18 protein-coding genes, 2 tRNA genes, 2 rRNA genes and 1 riboswitch (1 of these 23 cut by a window edge) are annotated in these 25332 nt (G+C 63.7%); of the genes, 13 read left to right on the forward strand and 9 right to left on the reverse strand.

What is annotated here, in order from left to right; translation table 11 throughout:
• Positions 1–104: 104 nt before the first annotated feature.
• The 4 genes from ftsE (at position 105) to IVA98_RS01255 (ending at position 3498) form a co-directional block, all read left to right on the forward strand.
• Positions 105–764, forward strand: a complete 660-nt coding sequence (gene ftsE, locus IVA98_RS01240) for a cell division ATP-binding protein FtsE (RefSeq protein ID WP_247299072.1) — start codon at positions 105–107, stop codon at positions 762–764.
• Positions 757–1725, forward strand: a complete 969-nt coding sequence (locus IVA98_RS01245) for a cell division protein FtsX (protein WP_247299074.1) — start codon at positions 757–759, stop codon at positions 1723–1725. The genes ftsE and IVA98_RS01245 overlap by 8 nt, the downstream gene beginning before the upstream one ends.
• Before the next feature lie 272 nt (positions 1726–1997).
• A complete protein-coding gene (locus tag IVA98_RS01250; protein ID WP_247299076.1) occupies positions 1998–2702 on the forward strand; it encodes a YdcF family protein in 705 nt (234 codons plus the stop codon).
• A 22-nt stretch (positions 2703–2724) separates the two neighbouring features.
• On the forward strand, positions 2725–3498 hold the full coding sequence (locus tag IVA98_RS01255; RefSeq protein WP_247299078.1) for a lysophospholipid acyltransferase family protein: 774 nt from the start codon (positions 2725–2727) through the stop codon (positions 3496–3498).
• Here the strand turns inward: IVA98_RS01255 and IVA98_RS01260 are convergent.
• The gene (locus tag IVA98_RS01260) at positions 3495–4106 is read right to left on the reverse strand and encodes a gamma-glutamylcyclotransferase (RefSeq protein WP_247299080.1); all 612 of its coding nucleotides are present in this window, start codon (positions 4104–4106) and stop codon (positions 3495–3497) included. The genes IVA98_RS01255 and IVA98_RS01260 overlap by 4 nt on opposite strands.
• A gap of 211 nt (positions 4107–4317) precedes the next feature.
• Here IVA98_RS01260 and IVA98_RS01265 point away from each other — a divergent pair, with 211 nt between their 5' ends.
• Positions 4318–5502 carry a DUF2125 domain-containing protein gene (locus IVA98_RS01265; RefSeq protein ID WP_247299082.1) on the forward strand — a complete coding sequence of 395 codons (1185 nt, stop codon included), beginning with the start codon at positions 4318–4320 and terminating at the stop codon, positions 5500–5502.
• Positions 5503–5611: 109 nt separating this feature from the next.
• Here the strand turns inward: IVA98_RS01265 and IVA98_RS01270 are convergent, their stop codons facing one another.
• From IVA98_RS01270 to IVA98_RS01280, 3 genes are read right to left on the reverse strand one after another with little or no spacing between them, the layout of a single operon-like run.
• Positions 5612–6547 carry a prephenate/arogenate dehydrogenase family protein gene (locus IVA98_RS01270; protein WP_247299084.1) on the reverse strand — a complete coding sequence of 312 codons (936 nt, stop codon included), beginning with the start codon at positions 6545–6547 and terminating at the stop codon, positions 5612–5614.
• On the reverse strand, positions 6544–7641 hold the full coding sequence (gene hisC, locus IVA98_RS01275) for a histidinol-phosphate transaminase (RefSeq protein ID WP_247336578.1): 1098 nt from the start codon (positions 7639–7641) through the stop codon (positions 6544–6546). The genes IVA98_RS01270 and hisC overlap by 4 nt, the downstream gene beginning before the upstream one ends.
• 33 nt (positions 7642–7674) lie before the next feature.
• Entirely contained in the window at positions 7675–8523 is an 849-nt protein-coding gene (locus IVA98_RS01280) for a chorismate mutase (RefSeq protein ID WP_247354230.1), read from the reverse strand.
• A 205-nt stretch (positions 8524–8728) separates the two neighbouring features.
• Positions 8729–8808: riboswitch (SAM riboswitch) on the forward strand.
• A 90-nt stretch (positions 8809–8898) separates the two neighbouring features.
• Between IVA98_RS01280 and metX the strand changes: the two genes are divergently transcribed.
• Together metX and metW are read left to right on the forward strand one after the other, a co-directional pair.
• Positions 8899–10101 carry a homoserine O-acetyltransferase MetX gene (gene metX, locus IVA98_RS01285; protein WP_247299090.1) on the forward strand — a complete coding sequence of 401 codons (1203 nt, stop codon included), beginning with the start codon at positions 8899–8901 and terminating at the stop codon, positions 10099–10101.
• Between the two features lies 1 nt (position 10102).
• Positions 10103–10765, forward strand: coding sequence for a methionine biosynthesis protein MetW (gene metW / locus IVA98_RS01290; RefSeq protein ID WP_247299092.1), 663 nt, complete (start codon positions 10103–10105; stop codon positions 10763–10765).
• 115 nt (positions 10766–10880) lie between these two features.
• On the opposite strand, the gene IVA98_RS01295 is transcribed toward metW, so the two are convergent.
• Positions 10881–11744 carry an alpha/beta fold hydrolase gene (locus tag IVA98_RS01295; RefSeq protein ID WP_247299094.1) on the reverse strand — a complete coding sequence of 288 codons (864 nt, stop codon included), beginning with the start codon at positions 11742–11744 and terminating at the stop codon, positions 10881–10883.
• A 197-nt stretch (positions 11745–11941) separates the two neighbouring features.
• Between IVA98_RS01295 and IVA98_RS01300 the strand changes: the two genes are divergently transcribed.
• Entirely contained in the window at positions 11942–12628 is a 687-nt protein-coding gene (locus IVA98_RS01300) for an NlpC/P60 family protein (protein ID WP_247299096.1), read from the forward strand.
• Between the two features lie 122 nt (positions 12629–12750).
• Here the strand turns inward: IVA98_RS01300 and IVA98_RS01305 are convergent, their stop codons facing one another.
• The gene (locus IVA98_RS01305; RefSeq protein ID WP_247336574.1) at positions 12751–13536 is read right to left on the reverse strand and encodes an MOSC domain-containing protein; all 786 of its coding nucleotides are present in this window, start codon (positions 13534–13536) and stop codon (positions 12751–12753) included.
• A 238-nt stretch (positions 13537–13774) separates the two neighbouring features.
• On the opposite strand from IVA98_RS01305, the gene clpB reads away from it, so the two are divergent.
• Entirely contained in the window at positions 13775–16414 is a 2640-nt protein-coding gene (gene clpB, locus IVA98_RS01310; RefSeq protein WP_247299100.1) for an ATP-dependent chaperone ClpB, read from the forward strand.
• A 79-nt stretch (positions 16415–16493) separates the two neighbouring features.
• Here clpB and IVA98_RS01315 read toward each other — a convergent pair whose 3' ends face one another.
• The 3 genes from IVA98_RS01315 to IVA98_RS01325 form a co-directional block, all read right to left on the reverse strand.
• A complete protein-coding gene (locus IVA98_RS01315) occupies positions 16494–16760 on the reverse strand; it encodes a hypothetical protein (RefSeq protein ID WP_247276784.1) in 267 nt (88 codons plus the stop codon).
• A gap of 87 nt (positions 16761–16847) precedes the next feature.
• Positions 16848–18479 carry an NHL repeat-containing protein gene (locus tag IVA98_RS01320; protein ID WP_247336570.1) on the reverse strand — a complete coding sequence of 544 codons (1632 nt, stop codon included), beginning with the start codon at positions 18477–18479 and terminating at the stop codon, positions 16848–16850.
• A 93-nt stretch (positions 18480–18572) separates the two neighbouring features.
• Positions 18573–20636, reverse strand: a complete 2064-nt coding sequence (locus IVA98_RS01325) for a M23 family metallopeptidase (protein ID WP_247299104.1) — start codon at positions 20634–20636, stop codon at positions 18573–18575.
• Positions 20637–21638: 1002 nt separating this feature from the next.
• On the opposite strand from IVA98_RS01325, the gene IVA98_RS01330 reads away from it, so the two are divergent.
• The 4 genes from IVA98_RS01330 to IVA98_RS01345 form a co-directional block, all read left to right on the forward strand.
• Positions 21639–23127 (forward strand): 16S ribosomal RNA (locus IVA98_RS01330).
• Positions 23128–23352: 225 nt separating this feature from the next.
• A tRNA-Ile gene (locus IVA98_RS01335) sits at positions 23353–23429 on the forward strand.
• A gap of 114 nt (positions 23430–23543) precedes the next feature.
• Positions 23544–23619 (forward strand) — tRNA-Ala (locus tag IVA98_RS01340).
• A gap of 482 nt (positions 23620–24101) precedes the next feature.
• A 23S ribosomal RNA gene (locus tag IVA98_RS01345) occupies positions 24102–25332 on the forward strand; it runs 1614 nt beyond the window's last position.
• Together the 16S and 23S rRNA genes with 2 tRNA genes alongside form the textbook arrangement of a ribosomal RNA operon.

The following is a 25332-nucleotide window of genomic DNA, read 5'->3' on the forward strand; positions in this document are numbered from 1 at the left end:
GCGAGCGTTAACGAACCGGAAACCATAACGGTCGCAAAACCCGTCAGTCGCGTATGGCAGGGTGCAGCCGTGTGGCCCGCGCCCCCTCTCGAACGGAGCTGAGCTTGGTTCGGTTCGAAAATGTCGGATTGCGTTACGGTCTGGGGCCGGAGGTTCTGCGCGACCTCAACTTCCAGATCCCGGCGCATTCCTTCCAGTTCCTCACCGGACCGTCCGGCGCCGGCAAGACCTCACTGTTGCGCCTGTTGTTCCTGTCGCATCGGCCGACACGGGGCCTCGTCAATCTATTCGGCGAGGATATCTCGCGGCTCGGCAAGGACGAGATCGCCGACCTGCGCAAGCGCATCGGCATCGTGCTCCAGGATTTCCGCCTGCTCGACCACATGACGACCTATGAGAACGTCGCGCTGCCATTCCGCGTCATGGGGCGTAGTGAGTCGAGCTATCGCAAGGAGGTCATCGATCTTCTGCGCTGGGTCGGCCTCGGCGACCGCATGGATGCGCTGCCGCCGATCCTGTCCGGCGGCGAAAAGCAGCGCGCGGCGATCGCGCGCGCCGTGATCTCGCGCCCGCAGCTGCTGCTCGCGGACGAGCCGACCGGCAGCGTCGACCCGACGCTCGGCCGCCGCCTGCTGCGGCTGTTCATCGAGCTCAACAAATCAGGCACGGCCGTCATCATCGCAACCCATGACATCGGCCTGATGGACCAGTACGAGGCGCGGCGCCTGGTGCTGCATCAGGGACGGTTGCACGTCTATGAGTAGGACCGACGAGCGCGGCGTGCTGGTTGACCTCGGGCAGGAGCGTCCGCAGCTTCCGGCCCAGGCGCGCAACATGTCGCCGATCGTGCCGCGTGCCTCGATCCACGGCCGCGCGCTGGTCGCCGTCGTCGCCATCATGACCTTCCTCGCCTCGATGACGACCGGCACGGTGCTGCTGGTCAGCGCTTCCGCCGCCGAATGGCAGTCGGAGGTCGCGAGCGAAATCACCATCCAGGTCCGTCCGCAGGCTGGCCGCGATCTCGAACGCGACACCGCGGCGGTAACGGAGGCGATGCGCGCGCAAGCCGGCATCGTCGAGGTCAAGCCGTTCAGCAAGGACGAAAGCGGCAAGCTGCTCGAGCCTTGGCTGGGCAGCGGCCTGTCGATGGACGATCTGCCGGTGCCGCGCATGATCATCGCGCGCGTGCAACCGGGCACGCCGCTCGATCTCGGCGTCCTGCGCGCGCGGGTCACCCAGGTGGCGCCGAGCGCGAGTGTCGACGATCACCGCGCCTGGATCGAGCGCATGCGCTCGATGACCAACGCCACCGTGCTCGCCGGCATCGGCATTCTCGCCCTCGTCATCATCGCCACCATCATCTCGGTCTCGTTCGCGACCCGCGGCGCCATGGCGGCGAACCGCCCGATCGTCGAGGTCCTGCATTTCGTCGGCGCCGGCGACCGTTACATCGCCAACCGCTTCCTGCGCCACTTCCTCAGGCTGGGCCTGGAGGGCGGCGTGATCGGGGGCGGCGCCGCCATGCTGGTGTTCGGCTTCTCCGAGTCGATCGCGGGCTGGTTCTCCGGCACCCCTGTCGGCGATCAGTTCGCCGCGCTGCTCGGCACCTTCTCGCTGCGGCCATCCGGCTACATCGTGCTCGCGGTCCAGGCGGTGCTGATCGGCGCCATCACCGCGGTCGCCTCCCGCCAGACGCTGTTCGCGACGCTGAATGATATCGATTGAGTGTTGGGTGATAGAGTTGGACGACATACTCGCGACTGACTCGCTGCTTCCCTTCTCCCCTTGTGGGAGAAGGTGGCGCGAAGCGCCGGATGAGGGGTATCTGTCCGCGCGCACGAACGTCGAGGCCGAATGTGCGGAGACAGACCCCTCACCCGTCTCGCCGCTTCGCGGCGAGCCACCCTCTCCCACAAGGGGAGAGGGTAAAGAAACCAGACTCCACTTCGCCTCAAAACGTCTTAAAATCACCTCTGGGAAGGGATCACCGACATCGCATGACCTCGCCGACCGACGATCGATCGCCAAAACTGCCGCGCGGCTGGCTGCGCGCGGCAATCGTGTCGACGATCGCGCTTGCCTTCATCGGCGCGGCAGCAGGCTTCGTTGCGTTCCTGTCGCAATTGCGCGGCGCCGAGATGGTGCCGGATCGCAAGGCGGACGGCATCGTGGTGCTGACCGGCGGCTCCTCCCGGGTGTCGGACGCGATGGAGCTGCTCGCTGCCGGCTACGGCAGGAGGCTCCTGATCTCGGGCGTGCATCCGACTTCGACGGCGAGCGACATCTCCCGCACCCTGCCGGAGAACCACTCCTTCATGTCCTGTTGCGTCGACCTCGACCGCACCGCGCTCTCGACCCGCGGCAATGCGGCGGAGGCGCGGCGCTGGGCCGAGGGGCGCCAGTTCAAATCGCTGATCGTGGTCACCTCGAACTATCACATGCCCCGCGCGCTGGTGGAATTCTCCCATGCGATGCCGCAGACCACATTGATCCCGTTCGCGGTGGTCGGGGACAAATGGCGCGAGGAGCCGTGGTGGACTTCGGCGCCGACGTTGCGGCTGCTGCTGTCGGAATACGCCAAGTACGTCGCGGCCGAGCTCAGGGTGCGGCTGGAGAATTTCGGGATTGACCTTTCGCCCGAAGTGTCGGAGCAGCCTGTGGGCGTGCAGCCGAAGCGGCCCGCCACAGCACAGGCCAATTGACCGGCAATTGATCGGATCGTCGATGTTCCTGATTTTCCTGCGCTCGCTCGTGTTCAACGTGCTGTTCTACGCCGTGCTGGTGTGCCTGGCGATCGTGGCGCTGCCGACCTTCGCATTGCCGCCGCGCGCCATGCTGACGGTCGCGGAATGGTGGGCGAAGGCGACGCTGATCCTGATGCGCGTGATCTGCAACATCAAGGTGGAATTCCGCGGGGTCGAGAAGATCCCGCAGGGACCGTTGCTGGTCGTGGCAAAGCACCAGTCGTTCTGGGAGACGTTCGTGCTGCCCGGCTTTTTCGAGCACCCGATCTTCATCCTCAAGCGCCAGCTCATGCAGATCCCGGTCTTTGGTCAATTCCTGGTCAAGACCGGCATGATCGCGATCGACCGCAATGCCGGCGTGAAAGCGCTGCTGGACATGACACGGCGGGCGCGCGAGGCCGTGCGCGGCGGCCGTCAGCTCGTGATCTTTCCGGAAGGCACGCGCCGCGCGCCGGGCGCTGCCCCCGCCTACAAGACAGGGTTTGCGCAGATCTACTCCTCCTGCGGCGTGCAGTGCCTGCCGGTCGCGCTCAATTCCGGCCTGTTCTGGCCGCGTCGCACCTTCATGCGCTATCCCGGCACGCTGGTGGTGGAATTCCTCGATCCACTGCCGTCGGGCCTGCCGAAGGACGAGTTTCTCGCGCGCGTGCAGACGGCGATCGAAGACGCGACCGACCGTCTCGTCGAAGCCGGCCGGAAAGAGCAGGAGCACTTGATCGGCTCCGCGCCGAGCTACGCGCGGTCGGACAGTTAGCGGTTCTCGCGATCTTCGGTCGGCGCCGGCGCGTGCAGGGAATGCGCATCGCCGTGCAGCATCGTCGCAAGCTGGTGCAGCTGCGTGTCGCGAAAGCCTTCGGCTTCGATCGCTTTCACCGTCGCGGTGACGTAGTCGCGATTGGCGCCGGACTGGCCATGGCCCTGGATGACATGGCGGTGCTGCTCGGTGAGCGAGAGCCGGCCGGCATATTGGACATGACCGCGGTCCACGACATAAGTGAGTGCGGAGACGCGCTGCCGCGCATCGTTCTCCAGCCATACCGAGCGCATCACCTCGCGGTAGACCGAGGTGACCTGCTCGCGTGCCCGCAAATAGGCGACGACCTCGCTGCGGTTCTTCTCGGCGACGCGGAAGGCGATGCCGCGGCAGGCGCCGCCGCGGTCGAGCCCGAGCACCAGGCCGGGCTTCTCCGGCGTGCCGCGGTGCACGAAGGAATAGACGCAGAGCGCGCGATGCTCGCCGACCAGCCGCGCCGGGACGCGCTCCTCGAATTCGAACCCCGGCCGCCACATCAGCGAGCCGTAGCCGAACACCCAGAGGTCGCCGTTGGCGGTGGTGACGGAGGGGAGGGTGATTTCCGACATTTCGGGCACGGCTAAAGCATGATCCGGAAAAGTGTGAAGCGGTTTTCCGAAAAGATCATGCTCGAACAAGGAGCTAAAGCGCGATGACGATTTTTCCAAATCGCGCCGCGCTTTAGCAGAACGGTGCCCCCAAGCGAAGCGGATTCTCCGCCTTTCGTCGGGGGCGGACCTCGCTTACATTTGCCTGAATCTGGGGTCAAAGGGTCGCCGCATGTCCAATATGACCGTTGCCACAGGCCGTCGCTCCCGTTGGGGCCTTTTCATCGCACCCGTTCTCGTCCTGGTCCTCGCGGTCGCCTGGAGCTGTTTCTGGTTCTACGCGGCGTCGCAGGCCGAAATTGCCGCAGACGCCTGGCGCGCGCAGGAGGCCAAATCCGGACGCATCTATGATTGCGCCAAGCGCTCGATCGCGGGATTCCCGTTCCGCTTCGAGGTCCAGTGCTCCGGCGCCAGCGTCGCCCTGGTGTCGCAGAATGCGAGCAAGACGCCGTTTACGGCCAAGCTCGACAACATCCTGGTCGTCGCCCAGGTCTACGACCCCAAGCTCGTCATCGCCGAGTTCTCCGCGCCGGCGACGCTGACTGACGGCGTCACGCAAAACACCTTCGTGGTGAACTGGAGCAAGGGCCGCGCTAGCGTGGTGGGTCTGCCGGCCGTGCCGGATCGCGCCTCCATCGTGTTCGACGATCCCGGCCTCAACCGTCTCGACGGCAGCGTGCCGGTGCCGCTCGCGCGCGCCAAGCAGGTCGAGCTGCACGGCCGCCTCGCGGACGGATCGTCGCCCGATCATCCGGTCATCGAGACGGTGCTCCATGTCGCGCAGGGCAGCATCCAGGGCGTTCATCCCTTGCTCGCCGAGCCGTTCGAGGCCGACACGCGCGCGAAGGTCACCGGCCTCACCGACGTCACGCCAAAACCCTGGCCGCAGCGCTTCCGCGAGATCCAGGCCGCCGGCGGCCATATCGAGATCGTGCAGTCGCGGATCCAGCAGGGCGAGATGATCGCGGTTGCGGCCGGCACGCTCGGCCTCTCGGCCACTGGCCGGCTCGACGGCGAATTGCAGATGACGGTGACGGGCCTCGAGCGCGTGATCCCGGCGCTCGGCATCGACAAGATACTGGAGGAGGGCGTACCGCAGGCAACGCTCGACCGCGTCGCGCCCGGCGTGAAGTCGCAGGATCTCAACAATCTCTTCGGCGCGCTCGACCGCGCCGTTCCGGGGCTCGGCAAGGTCATCAAGCAGAACGCCAATGCCGGCGTCGCCGCCGGCATCAATTCGATCGGCACCGAGAGCACGCTCGAGGGCAAGAAGGCGAGAAGCTTTCCGCTGAAATTCGTCGACGGCGCCGTGCTGCTCGGTCCGGTCAAGGTCGGCCAGATCCCGCCGCTGTATTGACTCGCCGTCATTCCGGAGCATTTGCGAAGCGAATGAACCCGGAATCTCGAGCCGCAATCTCGAGATTCCGGGTTCGCGCTTCGCGCGCCCCGGAATGACGGGAGTGAAGTTACGGCTTCTTCAGCGCAGCGTGCGGCCGGCCGAAATCGGGCGCGGCCGAATCCTGGCCGATCTCGACGATGCCGCGGCGGATGGCGCGGGTGCGGGTGAAGTGGTCGAACAGAGCTTCGCCGTCGCCGCGGCGGATCGCGCGGGTGAGCTTGGCGAGGTCCTCGGTGAAGGTGCCGAGCATCTCCAGCACGGCCTCCTTGTTGGCGAGGAAGACGTCGCGCCACATCGTCGGGTCGGACGCGGCGATCCGGGTGAAATCGCGAAAGCCGCCGGCGGAGAATTTGATCACCTCGGATTCCGTCACCTGCGCCAGCTCGTCGGCCGTGCCGACGATGGTGTAGGCGATCAGATGCGGCAGATGGCTGGTGATCGCGAGCACGAGATCATGATGATCCGGCGTCATGATTTCGACCTTGGCGCCCATCGCCGCCCAGAACGCGCGCAGGCGATCGGTGGCAGCAGCATCGACGCCTTCCGGTGGCGTGAGGATGCACCAGCGGTTGATGAAGAGCTCGGCAAAGCCCGAATCCGGACCGGAATGCTCGGTGCCCGCGACCGGATGCGCCGGCACGAAATGAACGCCCTGCGGCAGATGCGGGGCCATGTCCCTGACCACCGCGCCCTTGACCGAGCCGACGTCGGAGATGATTGCACCCGGCTTGAGATGCGCGGCGATCTCCCGCGCGACCTCGCCACAGGCGCCGACGGGAATGCAGAGGATGACGAGATCGGCATCCTTCACCGCTTCCGCGTTGGTCGCCACGACGTGGTCGACGATGCCGAGCTCGGCGACCCGCGCGCGCGTCTTTTCCGAGCGCGCGGTGGTGACGATCTCACTCACCAAGCCCTGGAGCTTCGCAGCGCGCGCGATCGAGCCGCCGATCAGGCCAAAGCCGATCAGCGCGACGCGCTGGAAGTGCGCCTGCGCGCTCATTTGCCGCCCATGAAGTCGCGCAAGGCCTCGACCACGAGGCGGTTGGCCTCCTCGGTGCCGATAGTCATGCGCAGCGCATGCGGCAGGCCGTAATTCTTCAGCGCGCGCAGCACCAGGCCCCGCTCGGTGAGGAAGGCGTCGGCATCATCCGCGGTCTTGCCCTTGTCGGTCGGGAAGTGGATCAGCACGAAATTGGCGACGCTCGGCGTCACCTTCAGCCCGATCTTGCCGATCTCCTCGGTCAGCCGGTTGCGCCAGGTCTCGGTGAACTGCTTCGACATCGCCTGGTGCGCGGTGTCCTCGATCGCGGCGACCGCGGCATACATCGCCGGCGTCGACACGTTGAAGGGACCGCGGATGCGGTTGACTGCGTCGATGATGTGCTCGGGGCCGAACATCCAGCCGATGCGCAGCGCCGCAAGTCCGTGGATCTTGGAGAAGGTGTGCGTTACCACCGTGTTCTCGGTGGTGGCGACGAGCTCGATTCCCATCTCGTAATCGTTGCGCGAGACGTAGTCGCAATAGGCGGCGTCCAGCACCAGCAGCACCTGCGAGGGCAGGCCGGCGCGCAGGCGCTTGACCTCATCGAACGGCAGATAGGTGCCGGTCGGGTTGTTGGGATTGGCGAGCCAGACCAGTTTTGTCCGCGGTGTCACGGCCTCGAGGATGGCGTCGACGTCGGCGGTGAAGTTGGTTTCGGGCGCCACCACGTTCTTGGCCCCGTTCGCCATGGTCGCGATCGGGTAGACCAGGAAGCCGTGGGTGGTCGAGATCGCCTCGTCGCCCTGGCTGAGATAAGTGTGCGCGAGCAGATTGAGGATCTCATCGGAGCCGGCGCCGCAGATGATGCGGTTGGGGTCGAGGCCGAAGCTGCGGCCGATCGCTTCGCGCAGCACGCGCGAGGTGCCTTCCGGATAATCCTCCAGATGATCCGCCACGCGCTTGAACGCCTCGATCGCCTTCGGCGAGGGCCCGAACGGCGTCTCGTTGGCCGAGAGCTTGAACACCTTGCGGCCCGGCTCCGGCACCGGGCTCTTGCCGGGCGTGTAGGGCGCAATATCGAGAATGCCGGGATTCGGCACGGGGCGGGACATCTTCAACTCCGGATTGGCGGGACGGCTCGCGACTTACGATTTCGGCCCGGTCGGGGGCACCGTATAGCGCGTTGCGTGGCTGCCGACGAGGGCCGTGGAGCGCACCGAGGCCCCCGCCTCGATCAGGGCAGCCCTGATCTTGTCGATGCTGGTCGCGCTCGTGACCGAGACCAGCAGGGCGGCGCCGTCGAAGGCGGTATCGGGCACCGCCACGATTTCGGCAAGCGGCGACAGGGCGCGCGCGACCTCGGCGTTCCAGCCCGATACGCGCACGCTGAAGGTCTCGACCTCAGTCACCAGCGCGCTGTCGGCGACGCGCGAGATCGCGAACACCGGCAGTGCAGCCGGATGGTCGGCGCGCTCGACGAACGGCATCCGCGCGATGATCTTGGGCGCGCCGGTCTCTTCCAGCTCCAGCCACCACGGCGTGCGGCTCGAGGTCGCCGAGACCAGCGCCAGGTCGCCCTTCGACTTCGCCACCGCCTCGACCGCGGCCTGCGCGCTGAAATGCGCGATGTAGGGCACGGTGAAGCCGAAATGGAAGCGCGCGGAATCGCGCATCGCCGGCTCGCTCACCGAGATGTCGGCATGCACGGAGAACGGCGCCTGCACATAGGTGAAGGTCGAGATGATGACGCGCCAGATGCTCTCGACCGTGTCGAGCGGCAGGATGCCGCGATGACGCTGGACGAGGTCGCGCATCATGGCGGCCTCGCGCGCCGGCCGGAATGCGGAGCCGACCTCCTGGGTCTGCTTCACCTCGATCAGGCGGTGGATGATGTCGCCGCGCTGCATCAGGAGGCGATGCATGCCCTCGTCGATCGCGTCGATCTCCTTGCGCAATTCCTGAAGCGATGGCGGCGCGGGCGGACGTTGGGACATGACTGACAACGGCTGTTCAGAGGCGTTCCAATGCGGATCGGTCAGTGCCGTCACCGCTGCGGTCGATGTCCTGATTAGGCAGGATAGGCCGCGAAAGCAAAGAGAAATGCTAGGAGAAGCTGGGCCTTTTCAGGCGACGTATCAGGGACGAATGGGGTTAATCCGGACCGCGGCTTGACGAAGACCGCTCCAAACAGTAAGTTTTTGCCTGTTCCGTGGTCATTTGAGCCGGCCGGCTTGCAGCCACGTTAAAAAACTCGCTAAACAGGCCGGGGACGCTTCCGATCCCGGCCGAACCTATCGTTCAGGCCGGGTTTTTTATGGCCTGATGTCACTGCGGTCGTAAGTCTGATCGCAAACGAGGTCGATGCTCAGATGGGTAGCGTCAAGTCGATTCCGAGTCCCGCGATCAGCGCCGACGATCGATCGCACGAGGTAGATCATCCGAGTTCGCAGGTTGTGCATTTCGGCGCCGATCAGCCGCTGCGGCTCGATTGCGGCGTCGATCTCTCCCCGTTCCAGATCGCCTACCAGACCTATGGCGAGCTGAACGCCGATCGCTCCAACGCCATTCTGGTTTGCCATGCGCTGACCGGTGACCAGCATGTCGCCAACGTGCATCCGGTCACCGGCAAGCCCGGCTGGTGGGAGACGCTGGTCGGCCCCGGCCGTCCGCTTGATCCTCAACACTACTTCATCATCTGCTCCAACGTGATCGGCGGCTGCATGGGCTCGACCGGGCCGGCTTCGATCAATCCCGCGACGGGCAAGGTCTGGGGCCTCGATTTCCCCGTCATCACCATTCCCGACATGGTACGGGCGCAGGCGATGCTGATCGACCGGCTCGGCATCGACACGTTGTTCGCGGTGGTGGGCGGCTCGATGGGAGGCATGCAGGTGCTGCAATGGACCGCGGCCTATCCTGCCCGCGTGTACTCCGCGCTGGCGATTGCGTGCTCGACGCGGCACTCGGCGCAGAACATCGCCTTCCACGAGCTCGGCCGCCAGGCCGTGATGGCCGATCCCGATTGGCACAATGGCGGCTATGCCGACCATGGCATCCACCCGCATCGCGGCCTCGCGGTGGCACGGATGGCGGCGCACATCACCTATCTCTCAGACGCCGCGCTGCACCGAAAATTCGGCCGCCGCATGCAGGACCGTGAGCTGCCGACCTTTTCGTTTGACGCCGACTTTCAGGTCGAGTCCTATTTGCGCTATCAGGGCTCGTCCTTCGTCGAGCGCTTCGATGCCAATTCCTATCTCTATCTGACGCGCGCGATGGATTATTTCGACATCGCCGCCGATCATGGTGGCGTGCTGGCAAAGGCGTTCGTGGGCATCAAGACCCGCTTCTGCGTGGTCTCCTTCACCAGCGACTGGCTGTTCCCGACATCGGAATCGCGCGCGCTGGTGCACGCGCTGAATGCGTCGAGCGCGCGGGTGTCGTTCGCCGAAATCGAGACCGATCGCGGCCACGACGCCTTCCTGCTCGACGTCCCCGAATTCTTCGACATCTCGCGGGCCTTCCTGCAATCCGCGGGCAAGGCCCGCGGTCTCAACGGCAAAGGTGGCTAAGATGTCGGTACAGGAGGTGCTGCCGCTGAACGGCGTTGCGACGGGGCCGTCCGGTCAGTTTCGCGCCGATCATCTGCTCGTTGCCGACATGGTCAAGCCCGGCTCGAAGGTGCTCGACGTCGGCTGCGGCGAGGGCGATCTGCTCCAGCTGCTGGAAACGCGTGGCATCGACGGCCGCGGCATCGAGCTGTCGCGCGAGGGCGTCAACCGCTGCGTCGCCAAGGGGCTCGCGGTGGTGCAGGGCGATGCCGATACCGACCTCGTCAACTATCCCGACGACGCCTTCGATTACGTGATCCTGTCGCAGACGCTGCAGGCGACGCGGCAGCCGCGGGTGGTGCTGGAGAACCTGCTGCGCATCGGCCGCCGCGCCATCGTGTCGTTTCCGAATTTCGGCTTCTGGAAGATGCGGCTCCAGCTCCTGATCGGCGGCCACATGCCGCGCACGGAGAATCTGCCGGCAACCTGGTACGACACCGCCAATATCCACTTCTGCACCATCAAGGATTTTGTCGAGCTCTGCGACGAGATCAACGTCAAGATGGAGCGCTCGGTCGCGCTCGACCTCTACGGCCGCCCGGTGCCGCTGAACCTGCCCTGGTGGGTGTGGAACATGTTCGGCGAGCAGGGCGTGTTCCTGCTGAGCAGAGGCGAGGGGAAGTAGTCTCTGTCCGTCATTCCGGGGCGCGCGAAGCGCGAGCCCGGAATCCATCGTGCAACAGCGACCGCGGCCCGATGGATTCCGGGCCTGCGCCTTTCGGCGCATCCCGGAATGACAGCTAATGCGCCGCCAGCGACCTCGGATCGCGCACCGGCCAGCGGCCCGCTTCCACCAGCGTGACGAACCGCTCCACGCTCTCGTTGAATAGCGCCGGCTCTTCGAGGTTGAGGACGTGGCCCGACTTCGGAAACATCGCGAGCCCTGCGGCCGGAAGATGCTTCTTCAGGAACAGGCTCGGTCCGACGCACGGATCGTCCTCGTCGCCACAGATGATCAGCGCCGGCGTTGCAACGCCTCTGATCGCATCCGTCATAGTATAGATCGAGGGACGGCCGCCCTGGAAGCCGCGCATCGTGCGCGCCGATCCCTTGGCATCGTGGCGAGCAAGGGCAGCGTAGAAATCGGCGTGGCCGCGCGGGTCCTTCACCAGGAAGGGAATCCGGCTCGGCGCCTCGCGCGTGACCTTTGCGACCTCGGCGGAGCCGAGCGTCTCGAACTGCTCGGCGTTGGCGCGGCACTGCCTGCGCCAGGCGTCGAGATTCTCGATCTCGGAGCCCGAGCCGACGCCGGCCAGCGTCATCGACAATGCGCGCTGTGGCGCATTAAGCCCGATCTGAAGCGACGAGTAGGCCCCCATCGACAGGCCGACGAGATGGGCGCGCTCGATCCTGAGGTGATCGAGCACCGCGAGCGCGTCGGTGTAGAAATGCGTGTAGGTGTAGGCCTCGCCATCGGGCACGTCGGACGGCGTGTAGCCGCGCGCAGAATAAGTGATGCAGCGATGGCCGCGCGAGAAGTAGCGCATCTGCGGCTCCCAATTGGTGTAGTCGGCCGCGAACTCGTGCAGGAAGATGATCGGCGTACCGGCGCCGGCTTCCTCGAAATACAGACGGCAATCATCCTTCGTCACGGCGTAAGGCATGCGGTTCTCCCTGAGAGTGCTGCGGCATTGGAATGCCGTTCTGCAGTTCACGCATGAGGGTTCTAGCACCGTTAACCTCCGCGCAAAATCTCCCGGGACGTGTCTTGATCTCGCCACATCGGGATTCTGATACGCAAAGTAGATGTCGGCCGCGCACGGGCCGATCGGGGAAGTGGGGGTGTAACGAAGGATGAAGAATGTTCGAGTTGTTTGCGTCTCGCCTGTCGCGTTGTGTTGTCGCGCTGGCGCTCTTCTTCGCGACGGTCGTCGCGTTCGTTTCTCCGGCCTCAGCGCGGCCGCATCATCGTCATAGCGCAGAGCGGCACGCTTACGTGCACCACGCCAGACATCATCACAACCGCCACCATGCCCGCAGCTCGCGCTTCGAGCGCAGCGCGGCGCGATTGCAGGCGAGCGGATTCGCCAACATTCAGGCGAGCTATGATCCGAACGCCAATAGCGGCGGCATGGCCACTAATGGAATAGCCCCTAGCGGCTTGGCCAATAACGCCATGAGCAGCGGCGGTTTCGGCGGCGGATCGGGCCTCGTGTCCGAGGCGCGCCGCTATCTCGGCGGCAATCCCACCGGACGCGGCAGCCTGTGGTGCGCGCGCTTCATGAACATGGTGCTGCAACATACCGGGCATCAGGGCACGGGCTCCGATATGGCGAGTTCGTTCGCGCGCTATGGCACGCGCATCTCCGGTCCGCAGGTCGGCGCCATCGCGGTGATGTCGCGCGGCGGCCGCGGCGGCCATGTCGGGATCATCAGCGGCATCGATGCGCGGGGTAATCCGATCATGATCTCCGGCAACAATGGCAACCGCGTCCGCGAGGCGCCGGTCTCGCGCGGCAAGATCTATGCGTATGTGATGCCGAACTAACGATGGAGCCGAGGGTGGGCAAAGGCGCGAAGCGCCGTGCCCACCAGCGGTGCGTCAACATTCGAAAACGGAAGTGGTGGGCACGCTTCGCTTTGGCCACCCTACGGCAGCGAAGGGTTCGCTCACACCAGTCTCGGCTCTTCCACCGCGACCGCATCGCCGACGCCGATCTCGCCGCCTTCGATCACCTCGGCATAGATGCCGCAATCCATGTGGCCGAGATGGCGCGAGAGCGCCGGCGGGATCTCGAGGTCGCGCTTGGCGGTCACCGGGTCGACGTTGGTCGCCGGGCAGCGCTTGATGCGCTTGACCACCTTCAGCCGCGCCTGCCCGATCGCGAGCGTCTGGTCGACGAGGTCGAGCTCGGACCAAGCCGGCCAACCTCGGACATAGAGATTGGCGCGGAAACGCAGGGGGTGGACGGCGGCGCCGAGCATGGTCTCGAGGGCGCGGACGCTGTCGAGATTGATGATGGACACGACCTTGCGGGCGACGTCGGAGAAGCTGTGGTCGCGGCCGGACAGGACCTTGGGCGGGCCCTTCAGTTCCGGCTGAAAGTTCTCGCTGAAATAGCTCTCGATGGCGGCGCGCCCGGCAGCGGTCTCGAGATCGCCGCTGGCGACGATCTGGCCGTCCTTGCGGATGGTCAGGCGATTGGTCGCGTCCTCGAACCAGCTGTCGAGGGAGGCCAGTCGCTCATTGCGCGCCAGCATCAGAAACTGGATTTTCGGCTTCCACTGGGGCGCCTCGGGATCGAACCCGCTCGGCCCGTTCTCAATGGCGTAGCGGCGGTCGGCGGGCAGGGTCTGGCCGCTCCGCAACACGACGCGGGTCAGGTGTTCCGGCGTCAGGCCCTTGATCGGGTAGCGGTAGAGGCCGGTAATCTCGGCGGTGCGGCTGGCTATCATGCCGCTACTTAGGGGATTCGGCAGGCCCGCGCCAAGCGGCCCGTGAGCGCACGAAATTGTGAACGCGCCTCTTCCGCATCAGCGACCCGCTTCCCACATTTGCCTCAGGTCGGCGGCACCGCCGGCAGAACACGACTGTTACCGGTTGAAACGTCAATACGGTGATCGGAAACCCAATGAAGATGCCGTCTGGAGTGCCTTTGAGGGCTCCGAGGGCAGGCCGAGGGATAGAAAAGACATGAATATCGAGAAGTACACCGAACGCTCCAGGGGCTTCATCCAATCCGCGCAGTCGCTTGCGATGCGCGAGGGGCACCAGCAGTTTTCCACCCTGCATGTGCTGAAGGTCCTGCTGGACGACACTGAAGGGCTGGCTGCCGGTCTGATCGAGCGCGCCGGCGGCAATTCGCGTGCAATCCTGAAGGCGACCGAGGACGCGCTGAACAGGGTACCGAAGGTCTCCGGCGGCGGCGCTGGCCAGATCTATCTCGCGCCCGAGCTCGCCCGCACCTTCGATGCGGCCGAGAAGGCCGGCGAGAAGGCCGGCGACAGTTTTGTCACCGTCGAGCGGCTGCTGCTCGGTCTGGCGCTGGAGAAGACCAGCGAGGCCGGCACGATCCTCAATAAGGGCGGTGTCACCCCGCAAAATCTCAATGCGGCCATTGAAGCGCTGCGCAAGGGCCGCACCGCGGACAGCGCGACCGCCGAGAATGCCTACGACGCGCTGAAGAAATATGCCCGCGACCTCACCCAGGCGGCGCGCGACGGCAAGCTCGACCCGGTCATCGGCCGTGACGAGGAGATTCGCCGCACCATCCAGGTGCTGTCGCGCCGGACCAAGAACAATCCCGTGCTGATCGGTGAGCCCGGCGTCGGCAAGACCGCCATCGCCGAGGGCTTGGCGCTGCGCATCGTCAATGGCGATGTGCCCGACAGCCTCAAGGACAAGAAGTTGCTTGCGCTCGACTTGGGCGCCCTGATCGCCGGCGCGAAGTATCGTGGTGAATTCGAGGAGCGGCTGAAGGCCGTGCTCCAGGAAGTCACCGCGAGCGAGGGCACCTACGTCCTGTTCATCGATGAGATGCACACGCTGATCGGCGCCGGCAAGGGCGATGGCGCGATGGACGCCTCCAACCTGCTCAAGCCGGCGCTCGCCCGCGGCGAGCTGCACTGCATCGGCGCGACCACGCTCGACGAGTACCAGAAGCACGTCGAGAAGGATGCGGCGCTGGCGCGGCGCTTCCAGCCGATCTTCATCAGCGAGCCGTCGGTCGAGGATACCATCTCGATCCTGCGCGGCTTGAAGGACAAGTACGAGCAGCACCATGGCGTACGGATCACCGATTCGGCGCTTGTGGCGTCCGCGACCCTGTCCAACCGCTACATCACCGACCGCTTCCTGCCCGACAAGGCCATTGACCTCATGGACGAGGCCGCGGCGCGGCTGAAGATGCAGGTCGATTCCAAGCCCGAAGAGTTGGACTCGCTCGACCGCGAGATCATCCGGCTCAAGATCGAGCAGGAGGCGCTGAAGAAGGAAAGCGATGCCGGCTCCAAGTCCCGGCTCCAGACGCTGGAGAAGGACCTTGCCGAGCTCGAGGAGAAGTCTGCGGCACTGACGGCGCGCTGGAGCGCGGAGAAGAGCAAGCTCTCCGATGCCCAGAAGCTGAAGGCCGAGCTCGACGGCCTGCGAGTCGAGCTGGCCAACGCCCAGCGGCGCGGCGAATTCCAGAAGGCCGGCGAGCTGGCCTATGGAAGGATCCCGGAGCTGGAGAAGAAGCTCGCGGAGATCGAGGCCAAGGAGAACGCCGGCGAGATGATGGAGGAGGCGGTCACCGCCAACCACATCGCGCAGGTGGTCTCGCGCTGGACCGGCGTGCCCGTCGACAAGATGCTGGAAGGCGAGAAGGAGAAGCTCCTGAAGATGGAGGATCAGCTCGGCAAGCGCGTCGTCGGCCAGGCCGAAGCCGTGCGTGCGGTCGCAACCGCCGTGCGCCGCTCGCGCGCAGGCCTGCAGGACCCGAACCGGCCGACCGGCTCGTTCATGTTCTTGGGCCCCACCGGCGTCGGCAAGACCGAGCTGACCAAGGCGCTTGCCGAGTACCTGTTCAACGACGAGACCGCGATGGTCCGCCTCGACATGTCCGAATACATGGAGAAGCACTCGGTCTCGCGGCTGATCGGCGCGCCTCCGGGCTATGTCGGCTATGACGAGGGCGGCGCGCTCACCGAAGCGGTGCGGCGCCGGCCCTATCAGGTGGTGCTGTTCGACGAGATCGAGAAGGCGCATCCCGACGTGTTCAACGTCCTGCTCCAGGTGCTCGACGATGGCCGCCTGACCGATGGCCAGGGCCGCACGGTCGACTTCCGCAACACGCTGATCATCATGACCTCGAACCTCGGTTCGGAATTTCTGGTCAACCAGCCGGAAGGCGAGGACACCTCGGCCGTGCGCGAGCAGGTGATGGGAATGGTGCGTGGGCATTTCCGCCCCGAATTCCTCAACCGCGTCGACGAGATCATCCTGTTCCACCGCTTGCAGAAGAGCGAGATGGGCCGGATCGTCGAGATCCAGTTCGCGCGGCTGCAGAAGCTCCTCAGCGATCGCAAGATCGTGCTGACGCTCGATGCCGCAGGCCGCGACTGGCTTGCTGCCAAAGGCTGGGATCCCGCCTACGGCGCACGGCCGCTGAAGCGGGTGATTCAGCGCTATCTCCAGGACCCGCTCGCCGAGATGATCCTGGCCGGCGAGATCAGCGACGGCGACAGGGTTGCGATCTCGTCCGAGGGCAACGTGCTGACCTTCAACGGCAAGGCGCCGCAAACCGCGGAGATCGCCCAGTTCGAGGCCCCGGTGCCGAAGCGGAAGCTGAACTGAGCGTATCTGCCGCCTGAAGCAACAGGACGCCCCGGAGAGATCTATCTTTCCGGGGCGAATTCGTCGGTTGGCTTGCTGGCTAGCTGAGCGCGGACGCGGAGCCGGGAGCGGCGGGGCCTTGCTCCTCGTCGTCCTCCTCGAGCTCCGAGAGAATATCCACCAGCTCGCGCACCCGGCCCTGCGCCAGCGGCCGCAAGTCGTTGATCATCGGCTCGTCATTGGCGAGCCAGGCCTGGGCTTCGGCGAGTTCCTCGGCCGTCGCGCCGGTCCCGATGATCTGGGCAATGGTGACGTCATCGGCCCGGTCCACGGCCTTGACGACATCGTCACGTGAGAGGCGCGTCATGGGCGATCCTCCTGCTGGTACGCTTCCGTCAGCGTCTAACCGGGAACCCGAGCCTGGGTTCCGCGGTCAGCTCTTGTTCGGCGATTGCTACTTCTTCACCGCCTTGTAGATCGCATTCTCCACGTCCGAGGTGAAGTAAATGACGCCGCTCGCACCGACCGCGACGCCCGTCGGGATATGCGTCGGCAGGCCGCCGGGTGCGCCTGTCAGGCCGATCGGAAGATTGGCCGCGATCTCCGTCACCTTGCCGGTCTCCGGCGCGATCTCGACCAATCGTTTGGCGCCGACTTCCGCCACGATCAGCTTGCCGTCGCTGGCGCGCGCAATGCCTTCGGGCATTTTCAGCTCCTTGGCGAGCACGGTCTTTGCGCCGTTCTTGTCGATCCGGGAGACGGCGCCGGAGAAGGCCTCGGTGACATAGACTTCGCCAGCCGATCCGCCGACGAGACCCACCGGTCCCTCGAGATCGCCGATCAGCGTGGCGCGATCCTGGCCATGCTCACCGCTCACCTTGACCAGCGATTTGGTGCCGAGCTCGGCCACCAGAATGCTGCCGTCCGCGAGCACAATCGCGTCATGCGGGGCCTTGAAACCGTGCAGCATGTCCCGCGTGGCGCCGGTCTTGCCGTCGATCACCTGCACCGTGCCGGTGAACCAGCTCGACAGGACCACGTCGTTGCCCTTCGCAGTCGCGCTCATCGGATATTCGAGAGTGACGCCGGCGGCGTGCATGCGCGCCTTCTCGGTGACCTCGCCGGTGGCACCGTCGACCGTACGATAGGCGAACACGTCGGCGACATGGATGGTATCCTTGCCATTGTCCGAGGTGACGCCGATGCCGCCGGGCAGGGCCAGCTTGCCGATGATAATTTGCTTGGCCTGGCCGGTCGCCGGATCGACCTCCTGGATGCCGTTATCGGCCATGTTGGAGACGTAGATGCGGTCCTTGCCGTCGATCGCGAGATTGTCCAACGACGGCTTCAGTTGCGCGACCATGGTCTTGGCGCCGGACTTCGGATCGACCCGGACGAGCTGGCCGAGCGCGGTGTCGACGACAAAGAGGTTGCCTTTGGAATCGAAATTCACCGCGGCCGGAACCTTGAAGCCATCGGCGACGACGGTCAGCTCGGCCTTGTCGACGTCGACTTTTGCGACCTGTCCCTTGAACCAGAGCGGACCGTAGAGCTTGTCGCCGGGACCGAACTCGAAGCCGTTGAGGCCGCCCATCTTCTCCATGATCTGGCGCGGCGGCTTGATGCCCTCGACGTCGATCTCGTAGAGCGTGTCGCCGAGGAAGACGGTGGTGGCGTAGAGCCTGCCGTCCTTGCGGAAGGCGAGCGAGTTGATACCGGGAAGGCCGGAAGCAAGCTTCTTGATCGGGCCATCACCCTTGCGGGCATAGAGATCGCCGGCGAGGAAACCGGTCCAGGCCATGGTGCCGTCGGGCGCGAACGCGATGTCGTCGGCCATTCCGATCGGCGCGGGGATCGCGATCTTGGCCGTGCCGCCTGCGATGTCGACCTCGTAGAGCGCGGCGCCGGCGACACTGCCGGCAAACAGATGGCCGGCCTTGTCGATGCCGAGCCCGTGGACGCCGTGGAATGCGGAGCCCGGGACGAGCTTGGTGACCTCCCAGGTTGCCGGCAAGGTCTCAGCCGATGCACTCGTGATGGAGAAAACTGCAGCAACCAGGGCTGCGCAGGCGAGCCTGTTCTTCATGGCGAGACCTCCCTTTTTCGGAAAGTATTCGCCCGTCGAGCGGCTTTGGCAAACGAAACTTGACGTTGTGAGGTGGCGCGCGGCCGCGCCGATTTAGCGGTTCGTCACCTGCAACGGTCCGCCGGTCGCATCCGACATCCTCGCGATGGCGCCGCCGCGGCCGCTCATCATGCCGTCGAGCCGGTCGCGCTCTTTCTCGAAGCTCGCCAGCATCGGGCCCTCCAGCGAGCGCCCGCGCGGCAGCTTTACCCGCATCGGATCGACGAAGCGTCCGTTGACCAGGATCTCGTAGTGAACGTGCGGGCCGGTCGACAGGCCGGATGAGCCGACGAAGCCGATCACCTGGCCCTGCCGCACCTTCTTGCCGACTTCCATGCCCTTGGCGAAGGCCGACATGTGGCCGTAGGCGGTCTCGTAGCCGTTGGCGTGCTTGATGCGGATGTACTTGCCGTAGCCGCCCTCGGGGCCGGCCTTCTCGATCATGCCGTTGCCGGAGGCGAAGATCGGCGTGCCGTAGGTGGTGGCCCAGTCGACGCCGGTGTGCATCTTCACGTAGCCGAGGATCGGATGGCGGCGGCCGCCGAAGCCGGAGCGCATGATGGCGTTGTTGACGGGCTTCCTGACCAGGAACTTCTTCGCGCTCTTGCCGGTCTCGTCGTAGTAGTCGACGACGCCGTCGTCGGGGCTCTGGTAGCGGTAATATTTCTTGGTCTCGCCGCCGACGGTGAGCGAAGCGAACAGCACCTCGTTCTTCTCGCTCGCGGTCACGCCCTCGTCCTCGCCGGCGTAGAACACGTCGAAGGAATCGCCTGGCTGCACCTTGCGCTGAAAATCGACGTCGTAGGAGTAGATCTTGATCATGTCGTCGATGACAGGCATCGGCACCTTGTTGCGCATCGCGGTCTCGTAGATGCTCTGATAGAGCCGCACGCCGGAGCCGTCATCGTCGTCATCGTCGTCGCTGTTGGCGCTGGCCGCAGCGTCGGTGACGGTGTTCATGCTGGAGACGTCAACCGCGACGTATTTGCCGAGATCGGACAGCGCCGCGATCGCCTCGACCATGGTGTCATTGGCGACGACGACGCGGTAGGGCTGCAGGCGCGCGCCGGGGCTTGCGGGCGCCATCAGGATGCGGAGCTTCTCGCCTTCCTTCAGACCACCGTCGCGGCCGCGCGGACCGAGCGTTGCGGTGATCGCCTTGATCTCGTCGGCGGTGGCGCCGAGATCGCGCAGCACGCCAGCGACGCTGTCGCCCTTCTTGACCATGTGGACGCGTTCGCCGTTGGGATTGCCGCCGGTGATCTGCTCCTTGGTCTTGGGCAGCAGCGTGACGTTTTCCGGCACCACGCGCGTCTCGAAGCCGGCATAGGGATCGGACGGCGATACTTCGGTGGCATAGGCCATCTTGATGTCGGAGGCGCCGGTCGCGCCGGAGACGTCGGCGGCGGCATTGGCGAGCGAGGCGTAGCGCACCCCGCCATTGCCGCGCCAATTGGCGGCATCGCGCACCCGCATCAGGATGTCGTCGAGCGCCACCACCGCGGAAATCTTGGCCTTCGGCAGCACAGGCGACAGGTCCTTGGTGACGAAGGAGACCTCGGCGTCGGGCTCGACGGCTTCGGGATTGTTCGGGTCGTCGGAGGCGGTCTTCGGATCGGAGCCGACGTCGGTGAGCATGCGCTGGGCGTTGAACGGCGGAATCTTCGCCGACAGATCGCTCGTCGTCATCGACAGATTGCCGGCGATGCGGACGAACGGGCGCACCCGCATCACGTCGCGGTTGCCGACGCGGGCGACCGTGGAGACGCGGACGATGTTGCGCGAAGCCGTGGATTCGCTTGGCGGCGGCAGGCGGTCGCTCTTGTGCAGCGTGGCGGCGCGATCGGCTGCGCCGAATGCACCGCGCAGCGCGCCTTCGACCCGCTCCGGCACTTTGGCGAAGGTCATCTCGCCATCGAGCGACGCAAAAACGGCGCCGCCGATGAGGGCCGCGCCGCAGAGTCCGGTCAGAATCGTCCCGCTGAACCATTGTACCGAGACTCGGCGGCGATCGATCACGGCGGCCTCAGAACCGTCGACCGACAGCGGCGGCTCGTGGCCGAGATCGATGATCCCGGTCTCACGCCCGTAAGCGCTGCGTGACGTCCTGTGGTTCAACCCAAAGTCCCCCAATTCAACGACCCAAAAGCCCCGTATCGAGCCTTTTCCCGGTCGCCCTCTTCGAGGCGTATCGCAGGAAAAGGGCAAGCCGCATAGGCGTTCGCGGTCAGAAGGCCCCGATGACGGGCCGGCCGAAATTACGAACAGCTAAACGGAAAAAGGTCTCTCGATGTCTCTCGAATGCCGGAGGAAGGCCGCGCCATCTGCAAGATCGCCTTCCTCTGACCCATGAAAACCGCCGGCAGCCCCCACTGGCATCCCCGCGATTCAAGCTTGTCTCTTATCAGAACGCCGCGGGATTGTGGCTCAAGTACGGCGCCTCCTATGGAAAAAGTTTCCTGAAGGGCGGTCGCGGGAGGCCTCCTTGGACGGGCGTCCCAAGCCCTCTCCCAAGCCGCCTCCGAAGCCCGCTCCAGAGCCCGCAGGGGCCCAAACTTTTTTCAGTTTTTTCCTCGCACAGCATCGGCCCGGCCGTTCTCCGTCCTCCTAAGTGGCTGTAAACACGAGAAATTTTCAGGTGGTCCACTGTGCGACGATTTGTTGACGATGGGCGTTGACAATCCCGATGAGGGGGGACTATAACCCCAACCACTGAGCGCGGCGCCGCCGGGTCACTGACCAAGGCGAGCGAACGCGCCACTGATGCTCCTCACCTTGTTGAGTGACACAACAATCGACACCAGTCGGTTGGAGTCATTCATCGTCGGTAAGGGTGTCGGAACCCTTCCACGCTGGAAGGTTGGGGTCTCCAAGGTCCCGGGCTGTTTGACAAGTGAAGATGAAGAAAGAGAAACGTGGACGGCGGAGTCCTTGCGGGTCTCGCTTCTGAGAAGCTTCGGCTTTTCTGATCGAGACCGGACGAAAGACTTCGGCGGTACACGTTTCAAAGGTAACACCATGGCCTCTTCATTGAGGTCAGTTCGCAAGCGATGTGAATCGCTTCGCGAGTATGGTGGGACCTCGTCAAACGTTGTGATCAGCCGGTTCAAAGTTCAAGTCCAACTTGAGAGTTTGATCCTGGCTCAGAGCGAACGCTGGCGGCAGGCTTAACACATGCAAGTCGAGCGGGCGTAGCAATACGTCAGCGGCAGACGGGTGAGTAACGCGTGGGAACGTACCTTTTGGTTCGGAACAACACAGGGAAACTTGTGCTAATACCGGATAAGCCCTTACGGGGAAAGATTTATCGCCGAAAGATCGGCCCGCGTCTGATTAGCTAGTTGGTGAGGTAATGGCTCACCAAGGCGACGATCAGTAGCTGGTCTGAGAGGATGATCAGCCACATTGGGACTGAGACACGGCCCAAACTCCTACGGGAGGCAGCAGTGGGGAATATTGGACAATGGGGGCAACCCTGATCCAGCCATGCCGCGTGAGTGATGAAGGCCCTAGGGTTGTAAAGCTCTTTTGTGCGGGAAGATAATGACGGTACCGCAAGAATAAGCCCCGGCTAACTTCGTGCCAGCAGCCGCGGTAATACGAAGGGGGCTAGCGTTGCTCGGAATCACTGGGCGTAAAGGGTGCGTAGGCGGGTCTTTAAGTCAGGGGTGAAATCCTGGAGCTCAACTCCAGAACTGCCTTTGATACTGAAGATCTTGAGTTCGGGAGAGGTGAGTGGAACTGCGAGTGTAGAGGTGAAATTCGTAGATATTCGCAAGAACACCAGTGGCGAAGGCGGCTCACTGGCCCGATACTGACGCTGAGGCACGAAAGCGTGGGGAGCAAACAGGATTAGATACCCTGGTAGTCCACGCCGTAAACGATGAATGCCAGCCGTTAGTGGGTTTACTCACTAGTGGCGCAGCTAACGCTTTAAGCATTCCGCCTGGGGAGTACGGTCGCAAGATTAAAACTCAAAGGAATTGACGGGGGCCCGCACAAGCGGTGGAGCATGTGGTTTAATTCGACGCAACGCGCAGAACCTTACCAGCCCTTGACATGTCCAGGACCGGTCGCAGAGATGTGACCTTCTCTTCGGAGCCTGGAACACAGGTGCTGCATGGCTGTCGTCAGCTCGTGTCGTGAGATGTTGGGTTAAGTCCCGCAACGAGCGCAACCCCCGTCCTTAGTTGCTACCATTTAGTTGAGCACTCTAAGGAGACTGCCGGTGATAAGCCGCGAGGAAGGTGGGGATGACGTCAAGTCCTCATGGCCCTTACGGGCTGGGCTACACACGTGCTACAATGGCGGTGACAATGGGATGCTAAGGGGCGACCCTTCGCAAATCTCAAAAAGCCGTCTCAGTTCGGATTGGGCTCTGCAACTCGAGCCCATGAAGTTGGAATCGCTAGTAATCGTGGATCAGCACGCCACGGTGAATACGTTCCCGGGCCTTGTACACACCGCCCGTCACACCATGGGAGTTGGCTTTACCTGAAGACGGTGCGCTAACCCGCAAGGGAGGCAGCCGGCCACGGTAGGGTCAGCGACTGGGGTGAAGTCGTAACAAGGTAGCCGTAGGGGAACCTGCGGCTGGATCACCTCCTTTCTAAGGATGATCCTTCAGCGAGCTCACGCTCACTATCGGATCGTTTTAGAAACATCAGTGGCCAACAGATCGCCAGATCGTTGAGCTGCATTGGCGGGATTTCGCCGTCTTCGTTTCTCTTTCTTCGCGGACGAACACGCGCCGGGGCTGCGCTGTGCGATTGCATTCGGCGCTGGTCGCCGATGCATGCACGCAAGACCCTAGTCCTGATAAGGATAGCGTTAGGGGCTTGTAGCTCAGTTGGTTAGAGCGCGCGCTTGATAAGCGTGAGGTCGGAAGTTCAAGTCTTCCCAGGCCCACCACGCTTCGCCGTTGGCTTTGCGTGGCACCGCCACGCGAGACAAGAAGCGAAGCGTGTCCGGCATAGCCCCTCGGGCGGCGCCGGACTTAAGAGAGGCGCTTCGTCTTCTGGTTACGGGGCCATAGCTCAGCTGGGAGAGCGCGTGCTTTGCAAGCATGAGGTCGTCGGTTCGATCCCGTCTGGCTCCACCAGCCTCCGGAGGCTTCGCCTGCTTCGGCTCGGCAAGCCAGCCGGTAGCGAAGGCTGCCGCGCCGTAGCCGAAAGGCGAAGGCGGGCTACTTCTGATCCCGTAACCATCATCGTCCGCGAAACATCACTTCGCACTCATTAGTCCGGATGGACAATGAGCTGCGTGTTTTCTGACATCGTAAAGAGGAGATCGATCCGAGTTGGGTCGTGCAGCAAATCGTTGCGCGAGCCTTCATTATCTCCGGATCATTTCGGCGCTCGCGCGCCTTTCAGTGCGGCTCACAAGGTTGCACCGGGAAGATGGGCGAGTTGTAAATGATCCTTTTAGCGAAGCTTGACCGCCTCGCTATCGGAACGATCTTACGAAGCAAGCTGGTCTTTCTAGTCAATGTCCGGCTGTACGTAGCATTCATCGAGGGTGCGCGCCGCAAGGCAATCGTACAGACAACATTCTGCCGAGTGTGTGGACATTGATAATGAGAGCAATCAAGTGCCTTAAGGGTGTTCGGTGGATGCCTTGGCGCTGAGAGGCGATGAAGGACGTGCTACGCTGCGATAAGCCGTGGGGAGCTGCGAAGAAGCTTTGATCCGCGGATTTCCGAATGGGGAAACCCACCTTCGATAGCCGGAACTCCAAGACCTTGTGTGTTGGGGTTCGACCAGAAATGTGAGAAATCAAACCGCGAGGTTTTGGATTTCCGGTTATCAAGAGAAGGTATGAGACTTCTGAATACATAGGAGGTTTCAAGCGAACCCAGGGAACTGAAACATCTAAGTACCTGGAGGAAAGGACATCAACAGAGACTCCGTTAGTAGTGGCGAGCGAACGCGGACCAGGCCAGTGATACATCAGAGACAATCGGAACCAGTCAGGAAAGCTGGGCCTTAGAGGGTGATAGCCCCGTACGAGTAATGCGATGATGTATCCACGAGTAAGGCGGGACACGTGCAATCCTGTCTGAACACGGGGGGACCACCCTCCAAGCCTAAGTACTCCTCAGCGACCGATAGTGAACCAGTACCGTGAGGGAAAGGTGAAAAGCACCCCGACGAGGGGAGTGAAATAGACCTGAAACCGGACACCTACAAACAGATGGAGCCCAAGATTCGTTCTGGGTGACATCGTACCTTTTGTATTATGGGCCAGCGACTTAATTTAACGAGCAAGCTTAAGCCGATAGGCGAAGGCGTAGCGAAAGCGAGTCTGAATAGGGCGCCAAGTTCGTTGTATTAGACCCGAAACCTAGTGATCTAGCCATGAGCAGGTTGAAGGTGAGGTAACACTCACTGGAGGACCGAACGGGTGCCTGTTGAAAAAGGCTCCGATGACTTGTGGTTAGGGGTGAAAGGCCAATCAAACTGGGAAATAGCTGGTTCTCCGCGAAAGATATTTAGGTATCGCCTCGCACGAATGCTTCGGGGGGTAGAGCACTGGATGGGCTAGGGGGACTTACCGTCTTACCAAACCCAACCAAACTCCGAATACCCGAAAGCAATATGCGGGAGTCACACGGCGGGTGCTAACGTCCGTCGTGGAGAGGGAAACAACCCGGACCTACAGCTAAGGCCCCTAATTCGTGGCTAAGTGGGAAAGGATGTGGAAATCCCAAAACAACCAGGAGGTTGGCTTAGAAGCAGCCATCCTTTAAAGAAAGCGTAACAGCTCACTGGTCTAAATAAGGGTTTCTGCGCCGAAGATGTAACGGGGCTCAAGC

This window comes from Bradyrhizobium sp. 160 (assembly GCF_023073735.1).
Classification (GTDB): Bacteria; Pseudomonadota; Alphaproteobacteria; order Rhizobiales; family Xanthobacteraceae; genus Bradyrhizobium.